We start from the raw sequence: 19,748 nt of genomic DNA on the forward strand, positions 1-19,748 counted from the left end.
CCGTCAGACGCCGCCGCCTCCGCCGCCGCCACCGCCTCCGCCCGAGGAGCCGCCGCCCGACGACCCGCCGGAGGTCGACGACGAGGACGCCGACGACGACAGGTTCGAGATGCCGGCCGAGAAGGCTGCGGCGTTGAATCCGCTCGATCCCGCGTACCAGCCCGGCGAGCTGCCCGCCCCGTACAGCACCGCGAGCTCTTCGGCCCACTTCTTCTCCTGGCCGAACACCACGGCGTACGGCAGCAGCGTCTCGTACAGCTTCAGCTTGACGCGCGGGTCCGAGACGTCGACGGGCACGCGCTCGGCGCCCTGCGGCGACTGCAGCATGCGGATGCGATCGGCCTCGGCCCACTCGATGAACTGCTTGAGCCCCGCCAGGTGGTCGCGCGTCTCGGCTCCGACGGCCGTGAGCGGCCGGCGCGAGACGAGCCCGCCCACGAGCAGCGCGACGAGCACCGCCGCGATGATCAGCACGATCGGCACCCACGGCGTCACGTACCCGACCAGCGCGCCGACCCCGAAGAGCACCACCAGCACCGCCGAGCCGATCGCGACGACGAGCGGCCAGGCGCGCGCACCCGCCGGCACCTTGCGTCGCAGCCCCCGGGCCGACAGCTCCGCCGATGCCGCCTTCAGCACCTTCTGCGCCGTCGTCGAGAACCTCGTGTCGCTGCGGCCGAACTCGAACTCCTCACCCGGTACGCCCTTCGGGAAGAGGCCGGGCAGCAGCATCCGTCCGTCCCCGTCGGCGAGCGACGGGTCCACGAGCACGGCCTTCAGCTTCGTGCCGCCGAACCATTTCGGCGGGCCCTCTTCGATACGGATGCTGCCCACGACCGCCTGCTCGAGCACCTCGGCCGGGATCGCCTTCATGGTGTGGCCGAGCAGCACGGCGCTCTCGAGGGCGTCGATGCCGCGCGGCGGCGTGTACTCCGCGATGATGACGGGCCGGCCGGGGTCGTCGCGGAGGTGCCGCCGGCGCATCACGATCGCCAGCACGAGCGCGGTGCCGAGGCCGACCAGCGCGACGCCGCTCTGCAGCCATCCCCACGGCGACGCGAGGTAGCCGGGGTCGAATGCGACGAACGTCTGGGGCGCGAATCCGACGGCGATGGTCATGTTCTGATGCGGCAGCACGTTCTCGGCTGACGCCACCAACGCCCCGTCGACGTCGTCGATCGGGCACGTGTCTGTCGAACCCTGGTAGCCGACGTAGCAGGCCTGCGCGCCGGTGCGGGCGTCTGCCAGGTCGTCGGGCATCGTCACGCGCGCCGTGATGCGCCCGAACGGCTGCCGCCAGTCGAACCCGTTGACGTTCCAGTAGAACTCGTCGACGCCGGTGTCGGCGAAGTACCGCGTCACGTTCTGGAGCGTGTAGGTGAAGACGTAGGTCTGCCGGCCGTGCACGAAGTCGTCGGCGCGCGACGTCACGAGGTAGAAGCCGTCCTCGGACTCCGTCTCCACGGCACGCGGCGCACCGGTCTCGTCGGTGACCGAGACGAGCTCGGGGTGCAGCGGCGCACCCAGGTAGGTCTCGGGGATCTCGCGGCGCATGCCGCGGTTCTGATCGGACTCGGGGAAGAGCGCCACGAAGGTCTCGACGACGGTGACCGTGCTCGTGCCGTCGTCTGCGCGGCCGAGCTGGTACTCGACGTCGAGGCTCTCGAACGTGAAGTCGTCGACGCCTGCGTGCGCCGGGGCGGGGTTCAGTCCCGCGAGCAGCACGCCGGCGAGCAGGGCGAGCACCAGCCCCACGACCTCGAGACGACGTGCGCGACACGACGCGACTGCAGAAGACGCCATGGGGCCAGCCTAGGGTCGGCGCGAGGCTCTAATCTTGACGCTATGACCGATCGCCGTCTCGCCATCGACGCGTGGGAGAGCCTCTTCCGCGCGCAGCACGAGGTCTTCGGCGACATCAACGACGACTTCGACGACGAGACGCTGAGCCAGGCCGAGTACGACGTGCTCCTCACCGTCACCCGCGGCGACGACCTCACCGCACGTCTGCGCGACGTCACCGCCAACATGCTCATCAGCCAGCCGAGCGTCTCGCGCCTCGTCGACCGCATGGTCGCGCGCGGCCTCATCACCAAGTGCGCCGATCCCGACGACGGGCGCGGCGCGCTCGTGCACGCGACGGATGCCGGGGCGTCGCTGTTCCGCCGCATCGCGAGCGCGCACGGCCGGGCCATCGCCGAGCGCATGTCGCTCCTCTCGGACGACGAGCTCTGCCAGCTCCGCGACCTCACCGCGAAGCTCCGCAAGACCCAGACCTCCTACTGATCCCGGATCCGGCTACGGCGTGCGGCGCCGGAGCGTCAGCGACGCGAGGATCAGCGCGCCCACCGCGAACGCCACGACGACGAGCAACGGCCCGAAGACGTCCCACCCCTCGTCGCCCGCGGTCACCGCGTTGATCGTGTCGATGGCGTAGCTCAGCGGGAGGATCTTCGAGATCTGGTACAGCGCCTCGGGCATGTCTTCGCGGGGCATGAACAGGCCGCCGAGGATGATCTGCGGGAACACGATCAGCGGCATGAACTGCACCGCCTGGAACTCGGTGCGCGCGAAGGCGCTCGCGAGCAGCCCCAGCGCGGTGCCGAGGATGGCGTCGACCACCGCGACGAGCCCGAGCTGCCAGAGCGGTCCGTCGACCTGCAGCCCGCACACCCACACGGCGAACGTCACCGTGATGACGGCCTGCAGCGTCGCCATGAGCCCGAATGCGAGGCCGTACCCGACGATGAAGTCGGCCTTCGCGATCGGCGTCGTCATGAGCCGCTCGAGGGTTCCCGACCGGCGCTCGCGCAGCGTCGTGATCGAGGTGATCAGGAACATCACGATGAACGGGAACAGCGCGAGGATCGGCCCGCCGAACTGGTCGAACACCCCCTCCTGGTCGCTGAACAGCCACGCGAAGAGGCCCACGAGCAGGCTGGGAGCGACCAGCATGAGCGCGATCGAGCGCGGGTCGTGGCTCAGTTGCCGCAGCACCCGCCCCGCGGTCGCGAGGGTCAGCACGCCGTTCACGAGGTGCTCCCGTGGTCCGGGTGGTGCGCATGCTCGGCCTGTTCGCGCGCTTCTCTTCGCGTGAGTGGATGCTGCGCCCCGGCCTCCGTCTGCACGCGCGCGTCGCGCTCGATGAGCGTGAGGAACGCAGCATCCGGATCCGTCGTCCCGGTGTCGGCGAACAGGCCGTCGGGTGTCGTGTCGGCGATGATGCGGCCCGCGCGCATGAGCACGAGGCGGTCGCACCGGAGGGCCTCGTCCATGACGTGGCTCGAGACGATCAGCGTCGCGCCGGCGTCGGCGAGGCCGCGGAAGACTTCCCAGAGCTCGGCGCGGAGCAGCGGGTCGAGGCCGACAGTCGGCTCGTCGAGCACGAGCAGTTCTGGCACGCCGAGCATCGCGACCGCGAGCGAGACACGGCTCTCCTGTCCGCCGCTCAGCGAGTCGATCGTCTGGTCGCGCTGATCGGCGAGGCCGACCTGCTCGATGACGCGGTCGACGTCGCTGCGCGGCGCGTCGACGAGCCGGGCGAAGTAGCGCAGGTTCTGCTGGATCGTCAGGTCGCCGTACACCGACGCCGCCTGCGTGTCGTACGCGACTCGCTTGCGCAGCGCGCGCGATCCGGCCGGCTCGCCGAGCACTGTCACGTCGCCGCCGGCGACCTTCTGCACACCCACGATCGAGCGCATCAGCGTCGTCTTGCCGCACCCCGAGGGGCCGAGGAGGCCCGTGATCTGGCCGCGCGGGATGTCGAGATCGAGCCCGCTGAAGACCTCGGTCCTGCCGCGCCGGACGTGCAGACCACGCAGGCTCACGGCATCCGTCCCCGCATTGTTCGTCACGAGATGAATAGTGGCGCTCCGCCGCCCCGCCGTCCAGGCCCGCCGCCGTAGTCTGGCGCCATGCACACGCGCGCGCAGGCGAGGCTGCAGGTCGTCGCCGGTCCGATGTTCGCCGGCAAGTCCGAGGAGCTGCTGCGCCGCGTCCGCCGCGCGCGCATCGCGGGGCTCGAGGTCGAGGTCGTGAGCCACGCCCTCGACGACCGTCGCGGCGAGGGGCTCGTGAGCTCGCACTCGGGGCTGAGCGTGCCGTCGCGCTCGGTGCCCGACGTGGCAGCGCTCGTCGCCGGCGTACAGGGCCGCGGGCTCGACCTGGTCGCGATCGACGAGGCGCAGTTCTTCGGCCCGGACCTGGTCGCAGCCGTCGACGAGCTCGTGACGGGAGGCGTGACCGTGGTGGTGTCGGGCCTCTGCGTCACGTTCGACGGACGGCCGTTCGAGCCGCTGCCGGCGCTGATGGCGATCGCCGAGGACGTCCTCAAGCTCACGGCGGTCTGCGCCGTCTGCGGCGAGGACGCCGCGTTCCACCAGCGCATCGCCGCCGCCCCCACCGGCGATCCCCGCATCCCGACGTCGGCGCAGGTCGGCGGGATCGAGTCGTACCAGGCCCGCTGCCGCCGCCACTTCACCGGCGGTGCACGGGCATAGGCCCTTCGTCCTCTGCCGAAACACGGGTCGATCGCTCGACACGCCGGGTCGCAGCATCCATCACCGGCGTGTCGTGGTTACCGACCCGTGTTTCGGCGCGAGCGCGCCGGGTCGGAGGAGAGGGGCCGGTCAGCACTCGATGACGTTCACCGCGAGGCCGCCCTCGCTCGTCTCCTTGTACTTGTGGGACATGTCGATGCCGGTCTGACGCATGGTCTCGACCACGGCGTCGAGCGACACGTAGTGCGAGCCGTCGCCGCGCAGGGCGAGGCGCGCAGCCGTCACCGCCGTCGACGCGGCGATCGCGTTGCGCTCGATGCACGGGATCTGCACGAGCCCGCCGACGGGGTCGCACGTGAGGCCGAGGTGGTGCTCCATCGCGATCTCGGCGGCGTTCTCGATCTGCCGGTTCGTACCGCCCATCACCGCGGTGAGGCCCCCCGCCGCCATCGCGCACGCCGACCCCACCTCGGCTTGGCACCCGCCTTCGGCGCCCGAAATCGAGGCGTTCGCCTTGAACAGCGAGCCCAGCGCGGTGGCGGTGAGGAGAAATCGACGGATGCCTCGGCGACGGTTCGCCTCGGCCACCTGCTCGTCGTCCCAGCGTGCGGCCTCGTCGGCGGTCGCGGCGTGCCCGCGATAGCCGAGCAGGGCGCTGCCGACCAGCTCGCCGTACGGGGTCACCGCGTTGCCGGCGCCGAGGCCGGAGTCGGCCAGGAAGCGCCACCAGTACATCGCGACAGCAGGCAGGATGCCCGCGGCGCCGTTCGTCGGCGCCGTCACGACGCGCCCGCCCGCGGCGTTCTCCTCGTTGACGGCGAGCGCGAAGGCGCCGAGCCACTCCCCCGGGAGCTCCCGACGGCCGTCGGCCTCGGCGGCCTCGAGCTGCTCGCGGATCGAGGCGGCGCGTCGCTTGACGCCGAGCATGCCGGGGAGCACGCCGCCGGACTGCAGGCCCGCCTCGACGCACGCGGCCATCGCGTCCCAGATCGCGTCGAGGCCCTCGGCGATCTGCTCGTCGGGGCACAGCGCCTCCTCATTGATGCGTGCGGCCTCGGCGATCGTGATGCCGCGCTCGTCGCAGAGCGCGAGCAGCTCCTCGGCGCTCGAGAAGTCCAGCGGGAACGTCTGCGCGCGCACACGCGCCGGTTCGCCCTCGCGACGGATGAATCCGCCCCCGACGGAGTAGTACGTCTCGCGGGCGAGCAGTCCGGCATCCGTCGTCTCCGCCGGCTCGAGAGGAGCGGCAGAGCCCGTCTCGCGCACGCCGGTCGCGGCGAGCGCGCGCGGCGGGCCGTCCGTGCTCGAGGTCCAGGCCTCGAGCGTCATCGCGTTCGGGTGACCGGGCAGTCGCGTTCGCGGCGCGAACACCACGTCGCCGCGCTCGAACGTCACCGCGTGCACGCCGGCCAACTCGAGCGCGCGGCCGTCGGGCCAGGCGCTCCACGCCGAGCGCACAGCATCCGGATCCGCTGTCTCAGGCTCGAGCCCCTGCAGGCCCGCGACCACCGCGTCGGGCGTTCCGTGACCGATGCCCGTGGCGCCGAGCGAGCCGTACAGCGTGCAGGTGACGCGGGCGACCTGCGGCAGAGCCCCGCTCTCGCGGAGGCGGACGACGAAGTCGTAGGCGGCCCGCATTGGGCCGACCGTGTGGGAGCTCGAGGGTCCTACGCCGATGGAGAACAGCTCGAACGCCGAGACGTAGGCGCTCATCGCGACCAGGCTAACCCGATCGCGGTATGCAATCTGCCTCCCGTTATCGACTCGATATGAGCAGGATGCCTCGCCCCTCGCACTCTCGCGGGGCAGCCTGTGCGATCAGGCCACGGTCGGCCGGAACGAGATCAGGCCGACGGTATTGCCCTCGGAGTCCTTGACGAAGGCCTGCCACTCGTCGTGCCCCGCGGGGCCGAGCATGTCGTCTTCGTGCGTGAAGATCACGTGCGGCGGAGAGACCACCTCGGCCCGATCCCCGAGGCGTTCGAGGGCGTCTGTCACGTCGTCGACATGCAGGTACAGCAGCGCGGTCGGGGCGTTGCGGTCGAGCAGCAGCCGCACGCCGTCGAGGTCGAAGAAGAGCAGCCCCGGCGGGTCGAAGATCGCCGTCGCGTCGGCACCGAGGAGGGAGGCGTAGAAGCCGGCGGCGCGCTCGAGGTCGTCGGCGTGCTGGGCCACCTGCACAAGTCTCATGGCGTCATTCTGGCCCCCGCGGTGGCGGGGTGCCAGCGACGTGGCACTTCCCTCCGCAGGGCGGTGGGGAGTATCAATGAGGCAGGCGATCCTGGAGGTTGGCGATGCTGTTCGTGCTCTATCTGATCCTGCTGGTCGGCGGAATGGTGATCCTGGGACTGTCGTTCGCGTCACCGATCCTGCCCGCACTGGTGTTCGTGGCGGGGCTGCTCTGCATCGTGCTCGCGGTCGCCATTCCCATCACCGCAGGCGCCTTCGAACAGCGCCGATAGGCGGAAACGGCTAGGCTCGGGAACTTCATCTGTCCCGGCCGTGGAGGTTTGCCGTGTCTGTTGTCGAGGAGCCCATCTGGCTCACGCAGGACGCTCTGCGTCAGCTGCAGGAAGAGCTCGAACTTCTCGTGCGCGAGGGCGCCGAGGACGAGCAGACCCAGGTGCGCACGCTGGAGTTGCGCGGCATCATCCGCCGCGCACAGGTCGGCGAGCGGCCGGACGACGGCATCGTCGAGCCGGGCATGCGGGTGACGGTGGAGTTCGCCGCAGACGGCGCGCGGGAGACGTTCCTGCTCGGCTCGCGCGCCCTCCTCGGCGCCGACGCCGACCTCGCCGTCTACTCCCCCGACTCCCCGCTCGGCCGCGCGATCTCCGGGTTGCTGCCGGGCGACCGCTTCTCGTACGAGGCTCCGACCGGTGCGACGATCGGCGGCGCGGTGGTCGACGCGGTCCCGCACAGCTGAGCATCGCTCGAGGCAGCCCCCGCGACCGCGGGGGCTGCTTCTGTCTGTGCGCTCATCGCCTGCGGAGGCCGTGGACGGCCGGCGTCAGCTCGCGCGCGAGGTCCCGCGCGAGGAAGCCGAGGCCGATCCGCTCGCCGAGCCTGACTCCGGCGCGGGCATGGGCCCACGATCCCCACACCGCGGCCCGGACGGGGTCCACGCCTCGCGCGGCGAACCCTGCGATGGCACCGGCGAGCACGTCGCCGCTTCCCGACGTCGCCAGTCCGCTGTCACCCTCGTCGAGCGTGTAGGCGCGGCCGTCGGGGTGCGCCACCACGCCGTAGCAGTTGACGACGGCCTCGAATCGCCGGGCGATCTCGCGGATGTCGGCCACCTCGTCGGCGAGCTCGCGGCCGAGCAGGATCCTCGCCTCGTCCTTGTTCGGATTCAGGATGAGGTCGGCGGGCAGGCTGCCGCGGTCGATTCCGGGAAGCACGCCGAGCGCGAAGGCGTCGAGCACCATCGCCCGCGGACTCGTCGCTGCGACGGCGCGCAGCGTCGCCCGGGTCTCGTCGGCGTCACTGAATCCCGGGCCGATCAGCACGGCGTCCGCCGCCGTGAGCTTCTCACGCAGTTCGCCGGCCGGCGGCGCATCGGCATCGTCGGGAAGCGCGAGGACGCCGGCTTCCGGGAGTCCGACGCCGACCTGCGCGTCGATCGACTGCGGCACCGCGAGGACGACCCGCCCGGCGCCGACCCGCAGCGCCGACTCGCCCGCGAGGAGCACCGCCCCGGGCGAGCTGCGCGAGCCCCCGACCACCACGACGTCGCCGCGGGACTTCTTCGAGTCGCCGGGGTCGGGCAGGCCCCACTCCTCGAGGAGCGCTTCCGTCACCGGCTCAGCGCGGCTGGACATCGGGATCCCCGGGGTGAGCGGTGACGTCGGCGCCTTCGCGCTGGAGATGGGTCACGTCCGAGAACGCGGCGAGTTCCCAGCCGGAGCCGGCCCGGACCAGGTGGGTGATCGAGGCGTTCAGCACCGTATGGTCGTCGGCGAACCCGAGCAGCTCGTCCTCCCTCATCGGCAGCAGGATGTAGAGCAGCAGCATGACCACCGCGTCATGCACGACCAGCATCGCCGTCTCGGGGCCGCTCTCGAGCGCCTCGCGCAGGAATGATCGCAGCCGCAGCGCGACGTCGGCCCAGGACTCGCCGCCCGGCGGCCGATGGTAGAACTTGCCGAGGTGGCGGCGGCGCGAGAACTCCTCGGGGTGCAGACGCGCGACGCCCTGCCTCGTGAGCAGATCCAGGATCCCGAGCTCGCGGTCGCGCAACCGCTCGTCGACGAAGATCGTCCGTCCGGCTGCCGCGTCGCCGAGGGCGATCGCCAGCGTCTCGCGGGCCCGGGCGTAGGGCGAGACCCAGTACAGGTCGATGTCGCCGCTGTGGTCGGCGAGCCATGCTCCGAGCGCGGCCGCCTGCTCCTGGCCGGTCGCCGACAGCGGCACGTCGGCGTCGCGCACGTCGAGCGGGATCACGTCGAGGCCCTCGATCTCGGCACGCGTCGCCGCGATGTTGCCGATGCTCTCGCCATGCCGGACCAGCCACAGCTCTCTCACTGCCATCGCCCCAGGCTAGGGATCTCGCCCGGCCGCAGGTACCCATTGACAGGGCGCGACGGTGGCGTCTCACCGTCGTCGCCGATCGTTCACCACACGCCAACCGGACAACGCTGGCGCCGGCGCGGCGCGCGGGCCTAGGGTGTCGGACAGCGCGTCCGGGACAGCACACGACGCGACTTTGATCATCCGCAGCCGCCTGGGGGCGGCGCAACAGATGGGAAGTCGAAATGTCCGAAATCAAGCCGACCATCGTCCTCGTGCACGGCGCGTGGGCCGACGCCTCGAGCTGGAACGCCGTCAGCGTTCCTCTCCAGGCCGAAGGATTCACCGTCCACGCTCCACCGAACGAGCTGCGCGGGCTGACGTCCGACGCGGCGTACATCTCCTCGTTCCTCGCGCAGCGGACGACCGGCCCTGTCGTGCTCGTCGGCCACTCGTACGGCGGCGCGGTCATCACGAACGCCGGCGCGCAGGGCGGCGACGTGAAGGCGCTGGTGTACGTCGACGCGTTCATCCCCGACGAGGGCGAGACCGTCGTCGGCATCCTCGAGGGCTCGGGCTCTGCCCTCGCGGTCGCGGACCCGACCACGGTGCTCGACGTCGCCGGCTACCCCGGCGCGCCCGAGGGCGCGGCCGAGGCCTTCCTCAAGCCCGAGACGGTGCACGACGCGTTCGCGCAGGATCTCCCCGAGGCCGACCGCTGGACGATCGTCGCGACCCAGCGCCCGGCATCGTTCGTCGCGAACGTGACGCCGTCGGGCGCGCCCGCGTGGAAGACGATCCCGAGCTGGGCCGTCCTCGGCACCGACGACCTCGTCATCCCGATCGACACCCAGCGCCGCATGGCCGAGCGCGCCGGCGCCACGATCAGCGAGGTCGACGCGTCGCACGTCTCGATGGTCTCGCAGCCGCAGGCGACGCTGGACGCGATCCGCGCCGCCGCGGCCTCGATCAACTGACCGGCGACCCGACCCACATCGCCGGCATCGCACGCGGCTACGCGCGGGCGATGCCGGCGATGTGGGTGTTGAACGGGACGAACGGCGTGCGGATCCGGTAGCGCTCGATGCTCACGCTCTCGAAGCCGGCGGAGCGGATCGCCCCCTCGAGGTCGCGCTCGCAGGAGCAGCCCTCGAACGTCCACGCCCATGGGCGGCGCAGGATCCGCTGCGCAGCGCGCGTCGCCGTGCCGTCGGCGCCGGCGACGTGCTCGAGGAAGCGGAAGGTTCCGCCCGGACGCAGGATGCGCCGCACCTCCGCGAGCACCGCCGCCGGATCCTGCACCGAGCACAGCACCAGCGACGAGATGACGCAGTCGGCGCTGCCGTCGGGCAGACCTGTCTGCTCGGCCATGCGCTCGCGCAGGTCGAGCCGCACACCGACTCTCTGGGCGGCATCTCGGAGCGGACCCCGCATGGACCGGTTGGGCTCGACGGCCACGAGAGTGCCGCCGGCGGGGAGGTAGCGCAGGTTCGCCCCGACGCCGGGGCCGATCTCGACCACCTCGGAAGGGAGGCCGGCGAAGACGCGCTGCTTGTGTCGGCGCAGATTGCGCTCGATGTAGGGATCCATCACACGAAAGAAGGCGGCGTTGAAGGCGCCGCGCACGGTGTGCTGCTCGAATTCGAACACTGTGCTCGGCTCGCGCGCCGTGATGTCGGACATGTCTCCTCCTGGAGATCTCGTTGTCGGTGACACCAGAGTCCCGCTCAGCCTTCGCGGGCACAGGCGTGGAACTACCTCATTTCGCCCGAACCCCGGGCGCGGGCCCTATCCGGCCCCCTGGGCGGCGAACCAGGCCGCGATCTGGGCTCGCGACGTGAAGCCCAGACCCACCCGGATCCGCTCGACGTGCCCCTCGGCGGACCGCTCGTCGATGCCCAGCCGAGCGGCGATCTCGCGGTTGGTGCAGCCCTCGCTCACCAGCGCGGCCACCAGCATCTGCCGCGGGGTCAGCGATCCCGGCGCGCGCCGCAGGGCAGGCAGCCCGAGGAAGCGGCGGATCGGCGCCACGACGCTCTGCGCGTCGCCCGCATACGGCAGGTGCGATCGCCCCGGCAGCACCACGAGGGTGGCATCGGGGATGCCGGTGGCGAGGGCGGCGGCCTCCGAGACGGGCGCGGCGCGGTCGTGGTCGCGGTGCAGCACCAGCGTCGGGGCCTCGACCTCGGCGAGGAGGTCGCTGACGTCGAGCTCGTAGCTCAGAGCGAGCAGGGATCGGGCGGTCGCCGCCGACGACGACGCTCGCTGGTAGCGCCCGAAGTCCTTCCGCATCGCGGACGTGGCGTCGGGCGCGAAGATGTCGGTGAGCACGTCGGCGCCGAGACCCCAGTGCGACTCGACCAGACCCAGCACGTGTTCGCGAGCACTCTCCGGCGAGATGTTCTCGCCCTTCACCCACCCGCCGTACAGCACGAGCCGCCGCACCGTCTCGGGCCGCTTCGCCGCCCACGCCACCGCGACGAGCGCGCCCATCGACGTGCCGACCACGTCGAACGACGCCGGGCCGCTGATGTCAGCGACCGCAGCCAGCTGCTCCAGCTCATACGCGAGCGAGGGCGCGCGCCCGGACGACGGCGACAGCCCGCACCCGGCGCGGTCGTACCTCACGAGCCTCGCACCGTTCGCAAGGCTCTCGTAGAAGGCCCGCTCGTCGGGCAGCTCCCAGGTCAGCTGCAGATGACTGATCCATCCGCTCACGTACAGGATCGGGCGCCCCGCACCGACCGAGGCGTACGCCACCTCGGTGCCATCAGCCGTCGTCACGCGACCGATGCGTTGCTGCACACGCCCATTATGGCGACGAGCCGCAGTCGGGCATCAGCCCTGATCGACGCTCGACGGCTCTTGCCACGTCAGGCGCGGCTCGCGTTCGAGAAAGCGACCGCAGCGGGCCGCAGCATCCTGAATCGCGTTCTTCTCTTCGGGAGAGAGGTGCCGCAGCATCCGGATCTCGAAGGTCACCGCCCGCGTCGTGAGCGTGCGCTTCATGCCTGCGACCACCTGCCCGTCGACGAGCGCCATGCCGATGGCGGTCTCGCGCCCCCGCGACAGCAGCTCGTCCGCGTCGAGCACCCAGCGCGAGTCCTGATAGCCGCGATACATCTCGTCGAGCACCTGCAGCAGGTGGCCTTCTGGAGAAGTGGATGCTGCAGCCCCGCCGGGAGCGTGCCAGTAGGTGCGATCGCCATGATCGAACGACTCGAGCCGGCCGGCGGCCGCGGCGAGTCCGCGGCGCACGTCGGTGAGCGTGAGCGTCGCCCAGTACGCGAGGTCGCGGTCGGTGGCAGGTCCGTGGGCCGTGAAGTAGCGGAAGGCGAGCTCGGCGAGCGCCTCGTCGCGCTCCATCCGCCGCGGAGCGGTGACCCGGTCGGCGAAGAGCGCGTAAGTGTGCTCCCCGTCGCGCGGGGCGCCGCTGCAGATGAGGGCGTGCAGCTCGAGGTGGCCGGCCAGGAGCATGAGCTGCATGCCCGTCAGCTCGTGTCCGCGCTCGGCCAGGGCGTCGGCGAGCTCCGCGCGGGTGCGGCCGGGCGCCTCGGCGAGCGCCTCGAGCACGGCATCGGCGACGACGGTCAGGCGATCGCCGAGCGGGACGAGCTGCTGGTCGATGATCGGCAGCACCCGGTCGCGGGTGAGCTCGAGAAGCCACAGCGCATCGTCGGCGTGCACGTAGTGCCACGTCGGGCGCAGCACGTGCGTCCTCAGCACCCGCTCGCTCGCCAGCAGCCCGGCGAGGTCGGCCTGGCGCGGATCCCGCGTGCGGGTGGCCACGGCCCACGCCGACTGCGATGGGTTCTCGGCCTGGACGGCGAGCAGCGACCGGACGACGTGTTCTGCGCCGTCGAGCGGCGCCGCGAGATGCTGCGAGCGCAGCCGCCAGCGCGCGATGTCACGATCGGTGAGCACACGACGAGCGTAGGCGGCGGGCGCGCCCGGGTCGACGGGCGGCCGTGCAGACCCGGGCGGCGCGAAGCTCACAGCATGGCGGTGAGCACACCTCCGTCGGCTCGCAGCGCGGCGCCGTTGGTCGCCGAGGCGAGCGGACTCGCCAGATAGGCGACGAGGTGCGCGATCTCGGTGGGATCGATGAACCTCTGCAGGAGCGTCGTGCCGTCCTGGCCGATGATCGCGTTCTTGATCGCGTCGACTGGCGCGGACTGGGCATCGGCGATGGCCTCGACGGTTGCGGCGACGCCGTCGGAGTAGGTGGGGCCACCGAGCACGGTGTTGACGGTGACGGCGGTGCCGCGCGTGAGCTTGGCGAGCCCGTTGCCGAGGGCGACCATCGCGGCCTTCGTGACGCCGTAGTGCACCATGTCAGCCGGGACGTTCACACCCGACTCGCTGCTGATGAAGATGAGGCGACCCCAGCCGCGCTCGCGCATGCCGGTCAGCACATGACGCGACAGGCGGACGCCGCTCATGACGTTGACGTCGAGGTAGCGAGCCCACTCCTCGTCGGTGATCGCCGCGAACTCGGCGAGCCCGAACAGCCCGACATTGTTGACGAGGATGTCGACCTCGCCGAGCCCGTCGAGAAGGCGCGCCACGTCATCCGGCGCGGCGAAGTCCGCCACGAGCCCGGTGTGGTCCGCGCCGGGATGCTCCGTGCGCAGTCGCGCCACGGCCTGATCGACGCGCTCGGGGCTGCGTCCGTTGACGATGACCCGCACGCCCTCGGCGGCGAGGGCCGATGCGATGGCGAAGCCGATCCCCTGCGTCGATCCACTGACGAACGCCGTCTTGCCCTGTAGCTGCAAATCCATGGGTGAACCCTCCTCCGTGATGCCGCAGCATCCGCTTATTACTTGCCTGGGAAAGTAAATGTACTGCCATTCAGTTTCCTGAGCAAGTTCTTGCGCGCCCTGCGCGGCGTGCACCAGGGGTGCCGTAGCCTCAGACCATGCCGTCAACGCCCGTGCCGACCGGCCTCAGCGCAGACCACCTGGAGGTCTGGGCAGCCGTGGCCACCCTCCTGGAGCGACTGCCCGCGGCGCTCGACGCCCAGCTCCAGCGAGACAGTGGCCTGACCCACTTCGAACACGGATTGCTGTTCGCGCTCGACACCGCTGACGAACGCACGCTGAGGATGAGCACGCTCGCCGGCTATGCGAGCAGCACGCTCTCGCGCCTGTCCCGCGCGATCTCACGCCTGGAGCGGAAGGGCCTTGTTCGTCGACGCGTCGACCCGTCCGACGGGCGCGTGACGCTCGCTGTCCTGACCGACGAGGGCCACGACCTGCTCGTCGAATCCACGCCCGCTCATCACGCTCTCGTCGAGCAGTTGGTCTTCGCGCCGCTCACCCCGAGCCAGGTGCGTCAACTCGGCGCCATCAGCCGGCGCCTCGCACAGGCCATCGATCCGGCGGAGACCTGGAGCGCAGGAGGAGAGCGCCCCGAGCCCGCGTGACCAGGGCATCGAGACTGCCTGTCCCCTATACTCCACTGAAGTATCCCCCCAAGTACGACGCCGTATTGCTCAGGTACGACGTCGTATCCCCGATGCGGGCCCCCGCCCGCCGTCCATCGGAGTGCATGTGGTCCGAGTGCAGCCGAACACGCCCGTCGGCAGCGATGCCCCGACGCGCGCGGCAGTCCGCGCCGCCCAGCGACGGAAGCGCTCACTTCTGCTCCTCGGCGTCATCCTCGTTCTCGTCGTCGCGATCGCCGTTGTGATCTGGTTCTTCCTCACGCGCGGGTCCGGCGAGCCCGCCGAGCAACCGGCATCGACGGGCGAATGTCAGCCGTCGAGTCTGCGGATCACCGCGGATCCGGCCATCGCGGCGGCGCTCGAGGCCATCGTCGCCGACCCGCCGGCGGCGTCCGCGGGTTGCCTCGACGTGACCATCAGCGCCGAAGACAGCGCGGTCACCGCCGCGGCGCTGGCGGCAGGTTCGGCGCCCGACTTCGACGTCTGGGTGCCCGACTCCGCGATGTGGCCCGCGCGTGCGGCCGGCCAGGCCGTGCTCACCGGCGTGGACGCCGCAGACCTCGTCGTCGGCGCCACCGTTGCCAGCACCCCCGTCGTCTTCGCGGCGACCGAACCCACGGCGACGGCCGTCGGATCGGGCGCCGGGTTCTCGAGCCTCGCCGGCCGCACGGTGGCCGCCGTGCTGCCGGATCCGGCGAGCGTCGCCGCGAGCTCGGCCGCGCTGCTCGCGCTGCAGACCGCGGTGAGCGGAGACGCGCGCGCATTCACCGCGCTCGTGCTGGGCCTCGACACCGGCGTCGTCCCCACAGCCACCGACGCTCTCGCAGCGGTCGCGGCGGCGGCGACGCCGACGATCGCTGTGACCACCGAGCAGGCGGTGCTCGAATACCGCAAGGGAGCGCAGTCCGCGCTCGTGCCGATCTACCCTGCCGACGTGAAGCCCGCCCTGGGCGTGCCGCTGGTCACCGTCGACGGCGCTTCGGCCGACACGCTCGAGGCCGTCGAGGTGTTCGCGGCAGCCGTGGCGGACGGAGGCGACCACCTCGCTGAGTATGGCCTTCGCGATGCGGCGGGCAATGCCCCGAACCCGGATACGGAAGCGGCTGCTGCGGTCGTGACAGCCGAGGTCACCGACAGCGCGAACCAGGCCGAAGCACTGCGCACATGGCAGATGCTCACCGCACCGTCGCGGATGCTGTCCCTCAACGACGTCTCGGGTTCGATGCTCCAGCCCGCGACCGCCGACATGCGACGCATCGACCTGTTCGAGCAGGCGGCCGTACGTGCCGTCAACTCGCTGTCGGCCGAATCGTCGCTCGCGACCTGGGTGTTCTCGAGCAGGCGGATCGGCGGACAGGACTGGCAGGAGATCGTCCCGTTCGGCCCGCTCGGTGACCCGGCGCACAAGCAGCGGACGATCGACACCGCGAACGGGCTCGACAGCCTGGTCGGCGGCGGGACCGGACTCTACGACAGCGTGCTCGCGGCGGTGCAGTACATGCGCGACACCTATGTCCCGGGTCAGGTGCACCTGGTCCTGCTGAACACCGACGGGGTCAACGAGGACGACGACGGCCTCGACCTGCCGCAGCTGCTCGCGCAGCTCGAGACGCTCCGCGATCCGGCGAAGCCCGTCGCCGTCATCGCGATCGGCTACGGACCCGACACCGACCAGGCCGCTCTCGAGCAGATCGCCGCCGCCACGGACGGCGCGGCGTATCAGGCGCTGCAGCCGACCGACATCGGCACCGTGCTCATCGACGCGGTCACGCAACGCGGCTGCCGCCCGAACTGCGGCTGAGCGCCGCAGGCGGGTGACGGCGCTCCGTCAGCCCTGCGCGGGACGGAGCGCCGTGCTCGTGAAGTAGCTCACCTCACCGTTCGCGTCCTCGACTCCGAACACCCACTTGCCGGAAGGCGTCGCCCGCACGTCGATCACGATTCCGCGGGCGGTCGTCGTGAACACATCGTCACCGGGCTTGAAAACGGTATCGCTCATATCTCGGATGCTACGAGCGCCCGTTCTGCGCCGCCTCCCCCGTGGGGCGGAGATCGACTAGGAGTTGAGCTGCTCGACGACGTCGTCCGCCGATGCCTCGATCGCTTTGCGCAGCTTGTCGTAGTCGTCGGAGTCGATCGCCTTGCTGATCCGCTTGTCGGACCGCTGAAGCGCCTTCTCGACGTTGTCCGCCCAGCGATCGTCGACCACCGCGACAACCGCCGAGGTGCCGGGCGCGAGGTACTCGTCGACGTCGACGCCGAACTGCTTCTCTTCGCGGTTCTTCTTGATCTTGCCGAGGATCGCTCCGATGCCGGCGCCGACGGCGGTAGCGGCCAGCAGCGGCGGGGCGAACAGGCCGACGACGACGCCGGCACCCGCGCCCCATGCGGCGCCCTTGCCGACGGACTTGTCGCCGTGCTCCTTGACCTGGACCTTGCCGTCCTTGTCGCGGACCAGCACGACCGCGCCGATGATCTCGTAGCCACCGGCGTCCTGGCCGCTTCGGAGCGCCTGGTAGTCGTCGGATGCGGCGGCAGTGTCATCGTAAGAGCCGACCACCAGCGCGAGGTTCTCCGTACCCATCGATCTCTCCTTCGGTTGATCTCGGGGCGACCGGCCGGCCGCTCCCGGACTCTGGGTCATCAGGGTGCTGAGATCCTATTGCGGGCTCTGCTCGCTGACGAGGCTCCGGCGGGTGAATTCTCGCGGTCTTCTGGACCGACGCCCGGGGGCACGACCTCGGTGCACACGGGGCGTGCGCCTCACGCGCAGACGCGGACTCTGCGCCCCTCGAAGCTGACGACGTCGCCGACCTGGAGCTGCCGTCCGCGGCGGCGATCGACCTCGCCGTTCACGAGGACGTAGCCGTCGATGATGGCTTCCTTCACGTTCCCACCGGAGTCGAGGAGCCCGGCGAACTTGACGAACTGGCCGAGGCGAATCCCCTCCCCGCCGATCGAGACGTCTTCAATCGGGGCTGCGCTCGTCATCCCCGCATGCTAGCCGACGGCGTGGCGGCCGATGCCGGTCGGCGCCTACACGAAGGCCGCCAGGGCCTCACGAAAGGTGTCGCTCGAGGTCATCGCCCGTTCGGTGATCACCAGTGCGTTGCTGCCGACCCGCCTCGTGTAGTCGCCTTCGCACGGGATCGTGACGATCTTCGTCATGCCGGCACGCCAGGCACGCTCGACCGCGTCGAGGTCCCGTCGCAGCGCTCGCGCGATCCGTTCGCCGTGCGCATCAGTCGCTCGTGCATCGCCGGATCGAATTCCCTTCCCGCATGCTGCAGGGCGTCCGCCCACATGGAGGGCCACGCGGCTTCCCAGTCCTGCCGCGTGACCGCCGGCGGCACGCCGCCGCTTTCGCGCCGCGGAGTGTCGGTGAGCAGCGGCGGCAGATCACCGCCGTTCGGACGAAGGTCGAAAGCCTCTCGGATCCAGAGCAGCTCGAGCAGAGGGCTCGCTCGATCCTCGACCGAGATCACCATGTCGTGCGGCCAAGGATTCCCAGGGACCGGCTCGGTGGATCGCATTCTCCTCCTTGCGACGATCTCCTCATCGTTCCGGAATCGGCACCGAGGCGGAACCCCCGCACGTGCGCGCTTACCAGACGGTGCCGCCGCCGATCGAGATGCCGCCCCAGGTCAGCGCGATGAAGATGCCTGCGAAGACGACGGGCGCGATGCCCTTGCCGTTGCGAGCGAGTCCCTTGAGGAGACCGATCACGGCGAGGACGGCGGCGACGATGGACAGACCGCCGCCCAGGATCAGCCCGATGAACAGCGGGATGGGCATGAGCACGAGGCCTGCGAGAGCGACCCAGAAAGCGGCCCAGGCGGTCGGATTGGAGCGACGTTCAACGGAGGATGACATAGCCCCATCATGTCGTGCCGCGCCGTCCCCCATCGTCCTGGCGGCATCAGGCGATGGCGCTCCACCGGCGAGCGCCACGCCGTCGTCAGGACGGGTAGTCGGGGTTGTTGCCCGTCGGTATGTCGATGTTGATCTGCTGGAAGGGGTTGAGGTAGAACAGCGCGAACAGGCGGATCAACTCCTCGAACGCGGAGTAGATCGTGGGCGCGAGCGGAATCGGCAGACCGGCTTCGCGGATCTTGATGAAGATCGGCCAGGCTTCCGCGACGGTGCGTTCCAGCACCGGCCGCCGCGTGAGCTCGAGCATGTCGGTGACGGTGTCACCCAGCATGTACCGGGTGACCGCTTCGAAGAGCGGCTGGGTCACAAGGGTGAAGTCGATGTACTCGCCGAGATTGACCAGCATGTCAGCGAGCTTCACGCCCTCGTCGGTGCGAGCCAGGATCGGCACGAGCACCTGCTGACGCTGTTGCTCGGCCTGCTCCCAACTCACCGGGATGAACTCGTCGTTCACGCCGAGCATCGACGCGGTCACCTGCCACAGGTGCAGGTAGGCGTCGGACTCGTCCTGAGGAATCCGGACGCCCCACTCCTTGAGCTTGTACATGACGCTGGAGGCGAGGCTGTGCCAGGTGACGAGGATGTCGAACTGGCTGATGGGCACCTGCTCGTCGGCCGACGCGCGCCAGTGCGGCGACTGCGGCAGGAGGTGCCGCACGGCGGAGTGCGTCAGCCGTGTCTTCACGCACGTCACGCCCATCTTTCCGTCCGGCCGGTACGCGTGATACGTGCCGATGTCGTAACCGAGCTTCGCGGTCTTGGCGATCCGGTCGCGGATGTCGGCACCGCCCTTGGACCAGTAGACCGCCCGCGCCTCACGCGGAATGGCCGCGCTCATCATGCCGCTGTTCATTCCGTAGAGGACCCCGAGGTAGAGCCCCCGCTTCGTCGCGAAACGGGACGCGACGTCCAGCTTGCGCAGGTCGGTCCACGCCGGCAGCTTCCGCGCCATGTCGACGATGCCCTGCACATCGGCAGGCAGCCCCGACGGCACAGCCTGTCCGTTGAAGACCCAGGGCTTGAGGATGCGGTTCACCTCAGGCACGCCGCCACGGTCGAGGAGCGAAGCGATGACGGGGTCGACGGGGTCGTCCCAGACGAATCGCGGATCACGGGTGGTGTTCGTCTGGGCGATCGAACCGAGCGACGACCAGGTCCACGCGTGGGCGGGCGTGACCGCCGCGAGGGCACCGGCTGCGCCGAGGGCACCTCCAGCCAGAAGAAGTCTGCGCCTGCTGATATCTGCCACGTGAGAACTCCCTTGTTCGGCACGGATGACTCGATGATGTGAATCATCGTTCACTTCGCATCGTAGGGCGAACACCGTTGCTTGACAACCGGCGGGCGCTCTCTGCGCG

Annotated in this window: 25 protein-coding genes; 7 read left to right on the forward strand and 18 right to left on the reverse strand. The window is 70.5% G+C overall.

Translation table 11 applies throughout. The features are described from left to right. Positions 1-3: 3 nt before the first annotated feature. Positions 4-1,803 (reverse strand): DUF2207 domain-containing protein, encoded by a 1,800-nt coding sequence (locus ACFC1I_RS11260; protein WP_376008991.1) that lies wholly within the window; start codon positions 1,801-1,803, stop codon positions 4-6. Between the two features lie 42 nt (positions 1,804-1,845). On the opposite strand from ACFC1I_RS11260, the gene ACFC1I_RS11265 reads away from it, so the two are divergent. After that, complete coding sequence (locus ACFC1I_RS11265) at positions 1,846-2,286, forward strand: MarR family winged helix-turn-helix transcriptional regulator (RefSeq protein WP_376008994.1); 441 nt, start codon at positions 1,846-1,848, stop codon at positions 2,284-2,286. A 12-nt stretch (positions 2,287-2,298) separates the two neighbouring features. On the opposite strand, the gene ACFC1I_RS11270 is transcribed toward ACFC1I_RS11265, so the two are convergent. Together ACFC1I_RS11270 and ACFC1I_RS11275 are read right to left on the reverse strand one after the other, a co-directional pair. After that, a complete protein-coding gene (locus ACFC1I_RS11270) occupies positions 2,299-3,033 on the reverse strand; it encodes an ABC transporter permease (protein ID WP_376008997.1) in 735 nt (244 codons plus the stop codon). After that, the gene (locus ACFC1I_RS11275; RefSeq protein WP_376008999.1) at positions 3,030-3,854 is read right to left on the reverse strand and encodes an ABC transporter ATP-binding protein; all 825 of its coding nucleotides are present in this window, start codon (positions 3,852-3,854) and stop codon (positions 3,030-3,032) included. Before ACFC1I_RS11275 ends, ACFC1I_RS11270 begins: the two co-directional genes overlap by 4 nt. 60 nt (positions 3,855-3,914) lie before the next feature. Here ACFC1I_RS11275 and ACFC1I_RS11280 point away from each other — a divergent pair, with 60 nt between their 5' ends. Further along, the gene (locus ACFC1I_RS11280; protein ID WP_376009002.1) at positions 3,915-4,499 is read left to right on the forward strand and encodes a thymidine kinase; all 585 of its coding nucleotides are present in this window, start codon (positions 3,915-3,917) and stop codon (positions 4,497-4,499) included. A 129-nt stretch (positions 4,500-4,628) separates the two neighbouring features. Here the strand turns inward: ACFC1I_RS11280 and ACFC1I_RS11285 are convergent, their stop codons facing one another. Further along, positions 4,629-6,212: an L-serine ammonia-lyase, iron-sulfur-dependent, subunit alpha gene (locus ACFC1I_RS11285; RefSeq protein ID WP_376009004.1), complete on the reverse strand. Its 1,584-nt coding sequence runs from the start codon at positions 6,210-6,212 to the stop codon at positions 4,629-4,631. A gap of 105 nt (positions 6,213-6,317) precedes the next feature. Beyond that, on the reverse strand, positions 6,318-6,689 hold the full coding sequence (locus ACFC1I_RS11290; RefSeq protein WP_376009006.1) for a VOC family protein: 372 nt from the start codon (positions 6,687-6,689) through the stop codon (positions 6,318-6,320). 104 nt (positions 6,690-6,793) lie between these two features. Here ACFC1I_RS11290 and ACFC1I_RS11295 point away from each other — a divergent pair, with 104 nt between their 5' ends. Both ACFC1I_RS11295 and ACFC1I_RS11300 read left to right on the forward strand, forming a co-directional pair. Next, a complete protein-coding gene (locus ACFC1I_RS11295) occupies positions 6,794-6,961 on the forward strand; it encodes a hypothetical protein (RefSeq protein ID WP_376009008.1) in 168 nt (55 codons plus the stop codon). Positions 6,962-7,014: 53 nt separating this feature from the next. Beyond that, positions 7,015-7,425, forward strand: coding sequence for a GreA/GreB family elongation factor (locus ACFC1I_RS11300; protein WP_376009011.1), 411 nt, complete (start codon positions 7,015-7,017; stop codon positions 7,423-7,425). Between the two features lie 52 nt (positions 7,426-7,477). On the opposite strand, the gene ACFC1I_RS11305 is transcribed toward ACFC1I_RS11300, so the two are convergent. After that, positions 7,478-8,320 (reverse strand): NAD(P)H-hydrate dehydratase, encoded by an 843-nt coding sequence (locus tag ACFC1I_RS11305; RefSeq protein ID WP_376009014.1) that lies wholly within the window; start codon positions 8,318-8,320, stop codon positions 7,478-7,480. Beyond that, positions 8,304-9,029, reverse strand: coding sequence for a histidine phosphatase family protein (locus tag ACFC1I_RS11310; protein ID WP_376009017.1), 726 nt, complete (start codon positions 9,027-9,029; stop codon positions 8,304-8,306). Before ACFC1I_RS11310 ends, ACFC1I_RS11305 begins: the two co-directional genes overlap by 17 nt. 224 nt (positions 9,030-9,253) lie before the next feature. Here ACFC1I_RS11310 and ACFC1I_RS11315 point away from each other — a divergent pair, with 224 nt between their 5' ends. After that, positions 9,254-9,985, forward strand: a complete 732-nt coding sequence (locus ACFC1I_RS11315; protein WP_376009020.1) for an alpha/beta fold hydrolase — start codon at positions 9,254-9,256, stop codon at positions 9,983-9,985. Positions 9,986-10,022: 37 nt separating this feature from the next. Here ACFC1I_RS11315 and ACFC1I_RS11320 read toward each other — a convergent pair whose 3' ends face one another. From ACFC1I_RS11320 to ACFC1I_RS11335, 4 genes are all read right to left on the reverse strand, one after another. After that, the gene (locus ACFC1I_RS11320) at positions 10,023-10,691 is read right to left on the reverse strand and encodes a class I SAM-dependent methyltransferase (RefSeq protein ID WP_376009023.1); all 669 of its coding nucleotides are present in this window, start codon (positions 10,689-10,691) and stop codon (positions 10,023-10,025) included. A gap of 105 nt (positions 10,692-10,796) precedes the next feature. Further along, entirely contained in the window at positions 10,797-11,813 is a 1,017-nt protein-coding gene (locus ACFC1I_RS11325) for an alpha/beta fold hydrolase (RefSeq protein WP_376009026.1), read from the reverse strand. Positions 11,814-11,846: 33 nt separating this feature from the next. Further along, positions 11,847-12,932, reverse strand: a complete 1,086-nt coding sequence (locus ACFC1I_RS11330; RefSeq protein ID WP_376009028.1) for a winged helix DNA-binding domain-containing protein — start codon at positions 12,930-12,932, stop codon at positions 11,847-11,849. 68 nt (positions 12,933-13,000) lie between these two features. Beyond that, positions 13,001-13,792 carry an SDR family NAD(P)-dependent oxidoreductase gene (locus tag ACFC1I_RS11335; RefSeq protein ID WP_376009031.1) on the reverse strand — a complete coding sequence of 264 codons (792 nt, stop codon included), beginning with the start codon at positions 13,790-13,792 and terminating at the stop codon, positions 13,001-13,003. 137 nt (positions 13,793-13,929) lie between these two features. Here ACFC1I_RS11335 and ACFC1I_RS11340 point away from each other — a divergent pair, with 137 nt between their 5' ends. Continuing rightward, positions 13,930-14,436, forward strand: a complete 507-nt coding sequence (locus ACFC1I_RS11340; RefSeq protein ID WP_376009032.1) for a MarR family winged helix-turn-helix transcriptional regulator — start codon at positions 13,930-13,932, stop codon at positions 14,434-14,436. A 127-nt stretch (positions 14,437-14,563) separates the two neighbouring features. Beyond that, positions 14,564-16,258, forward strand: coding sequence for a hypothetical protein (locus tag ACFC1I_RS11345; RefSeq protein WP_376009034.1), 1,695 nt, complete (start codon positions 14,564-14,566; stop codon positions 16,256-16,258). Positions 16,259-16,285: 27 nt separating this feature from the next. Here the strand turns inward: ACFC1I_RS11345 and ACFC1I_RS11350 are convergent, their stop codons facing one another. From ACFC1I_RS11350 to ACFC1I_RS11380, 7 genes are all read right to left on the reverse strand, one after another. Further along, complete coding sequence (locus ACFC1I_RS11350) at positions 16,286-16,456, reverse strand: hypothetical protein (protein ID WP_376009037.1); 171 nt, start codon at positions 16,454-16,456, stop codon at positions 16,286-16,288. 57 nt (positions 16,457-16,513) lie between these two features. Beyond that, entirely contained in the window at positions 16,514-17,041 is a 528-nt protein-coding gene (locus ACFC1I_RS11355) for a DUF1269 domain-containing protein (RefSeq protein WP_376009040.1), read from the reverse strand. Positions 17,042-17,220: 179 nt separating this feature from the next. Next, positions 17,221-17,448: an RNA-binding S4 domain-containing protein gene (locus ACFC1I_RS11360; protein WP_376009042.1), complete on the reverse strand. Its 228-nt coding sequence runs from the start codon at positions 17,446-17,448 to the stop codon at positions 17,221-17,223. A gap of 45 nt (positions 17,449-17,493) precedes the next feature. Continuing rightward, on the reverse strand, positions 17,494-17,625 hold the full coding sequence (locus tag ACFC1I_RS11365; RefSeq protein WP_376009044.1) for a hypothetical protein: 132 nt from the start codon (positions 17,623-17,625) through the stop codon (positions 17,494-17,496). Further along, a complete protein-coding gene (locus ACFC1I_RS11370) occupies positions 17,622-17,945 on the reverse strand; it encodes a hypothetical protein (protein ID WP_376009047.1) in 324 nt (107 codons plus the stop codon). The genes ACFC1I_RS11365 and ACFC1I_RS11370 overlap by 4 nt, the downstream gene beginning before the upstream one ends. A gap of 115 nt (positions 17,946-18,060) precedes the next feature. Continuing rightward, positions 18,061-18,330, reverse strand: coding sequence for a hypothetical protein (locus ACFC1I_RS11375; protein WP_376009049.1), 270 nt, complete (start codon positions 18,328-18,330; stop codon positions 18,061-18,063). Positions 18,331-18,415: 85 nt separating this feature from the next. After that, on the reverse strand, positions 18,416-19,639 hold the full coding sequence (locus ACFC1I_RS11380) for an oxygenase MpaB family protein (protein ID WP_376009052.1): 1,224 nt from the start codon (positions 19,637-19,639) through the stop codon (positions 18,416-18,418). Between the last annotated feature and the right edge of the window lie 109 nt (positions 19,640-19,748).

The organism is Microbacterium sp. NPDC056044 (assembly GCF_042267145.1).
In the GTDB taxonomy this organism is placed as follows: Bacteria; Actinomycetota; Actinomycetes; order Actinomycetales; family Microbacteriaceae; genus Microbacterium.

Coding starts and splice junctions, on each gene's coding strand:
- ACFC1I_RS11260 (WP_376008991.1), bottom strand. CDS start 1,803: ATGGCGTCTTCTGCAGTCGCGTCGTGTCGCGCACGTCGTCTCGAGGTC.
- ACFC1I_RS11265 (WP_376008994.1), top strand. CDS start 1,846: ATGACCGATCGCCGTCTCGCCATCGACGCGTGGGAGAGCCTCTTCCGC.
- ACFC1I_RS11280 (WP_376009002.1), top strand. CDS start 3,915: ATGCACACGCGCGCGCAGGCGAGGCTGCAGGTCGTCGCCGGTCCGATG.
- ACFC1I_RS11285 (WP_376009004.1), bottom strand. CDS start 6,212: ATGAGCGCCTACGTCTCGGCGTTCGAGCTGTTCTCCATCGGCGTAGGA.
- ACFC1I_RS11290 (WP_376009006.1), bottom strand. CDS start 6,689: ATGAGACTTGTGCAGGTGGCCCAGCACGCCGACGACCTCGAGCGCGCC.
- ACFC1I_RS11295 (WP_376009008.1), top strand. CDS start 6,794: ATGCTGTTCGTGCTCTATCTGATCCTGCTGGTCGGCGGAATGGTGATC.
- ACFC1I_RS11305 (WP_376009014.1), bottom strand. CDS start 8,320: ATGTCCAGCCGCGCTGAGCCGGTGACGGAAGCGCTCCTCGAGGAGTGG.
- ACFC1I_RS11310 (WP_376009017.1), bottom strand. CDS start 9,029: ATGGCAGTGAGAGAGCTGTGGCTGGTCCGGCATGGCGAGAGCATCGGC.
- ACFC1I_RS11315 (WP_376009020.1), top strand. CDS start 9,254: ATGTCCGAAATCAAGCCGACCATCGTCCTCGTGCACGGCGCGTGGGCC.
- ACFC1I_RS11320 (WP_376009023.1), bottom strand. CDS start 10,691: ATGTCCGACATCACGGCGCGCGAGCCGAGCACAGTGTTCGAATTCGAG.
- ACFC1I_RS11335 (WP_376009031.1), bottom strand. CDS start 13,792: ATGGATTTGCAGCTACAGGGCAAGACGGCGTTCGTCAGTGGATCGACG.
- ACFC1I_RS11340 (WP_376009032.1), top strand. CDS start 13,930: ATGCCGTCAACGCCCGTGCCGACCGGCCTCAGCGCAGACCACCTGGAG.
- ACFC1I_RS11350 (WP_376009037.1), bottom strand. CDS start 16,456: ATGAGCGATACCGTTTTCAAGCCCGGTGACGATGTGTTCACGACGACC.
- ACFC1I_RS11355 (WP_376009040.1), bottom strand. CDS start 17,041: ATGGGTACGGAGAACCTCGCGCTGGTGGTCGGCTCTTACGATGACACT.
- ACFC1I_RS11360 (WP_376009042.1), bottom strand. CDS start 17,448: ATGACGAGCGCAGCCCCGATTGAAGACGTCTCGATCGGCGGGGAGGGG.
- ACFC1I_RS11365 (WP_376009044.1), bottom strand. CDS start 17,625: ATGACGAAGATCGTCACGATCCCGTGCGAAGGCGACTACACGAGGCGG.
- ACFC1I_RS11370 (WP_376009047.1), bottom strand. CDS start 17,945: ATGGTGATCTCGGTCGAGGATCGAGCGAGCCCTCTGCTCGAGCTGCTC.
- ACFC1I_RS11375 (WP_376009049.1), bottom strand. CDS start 18,330: ATGTCATCCTCCGTTGAACGTCGCTCCAATCCGACCGCCTGGGCCGCT.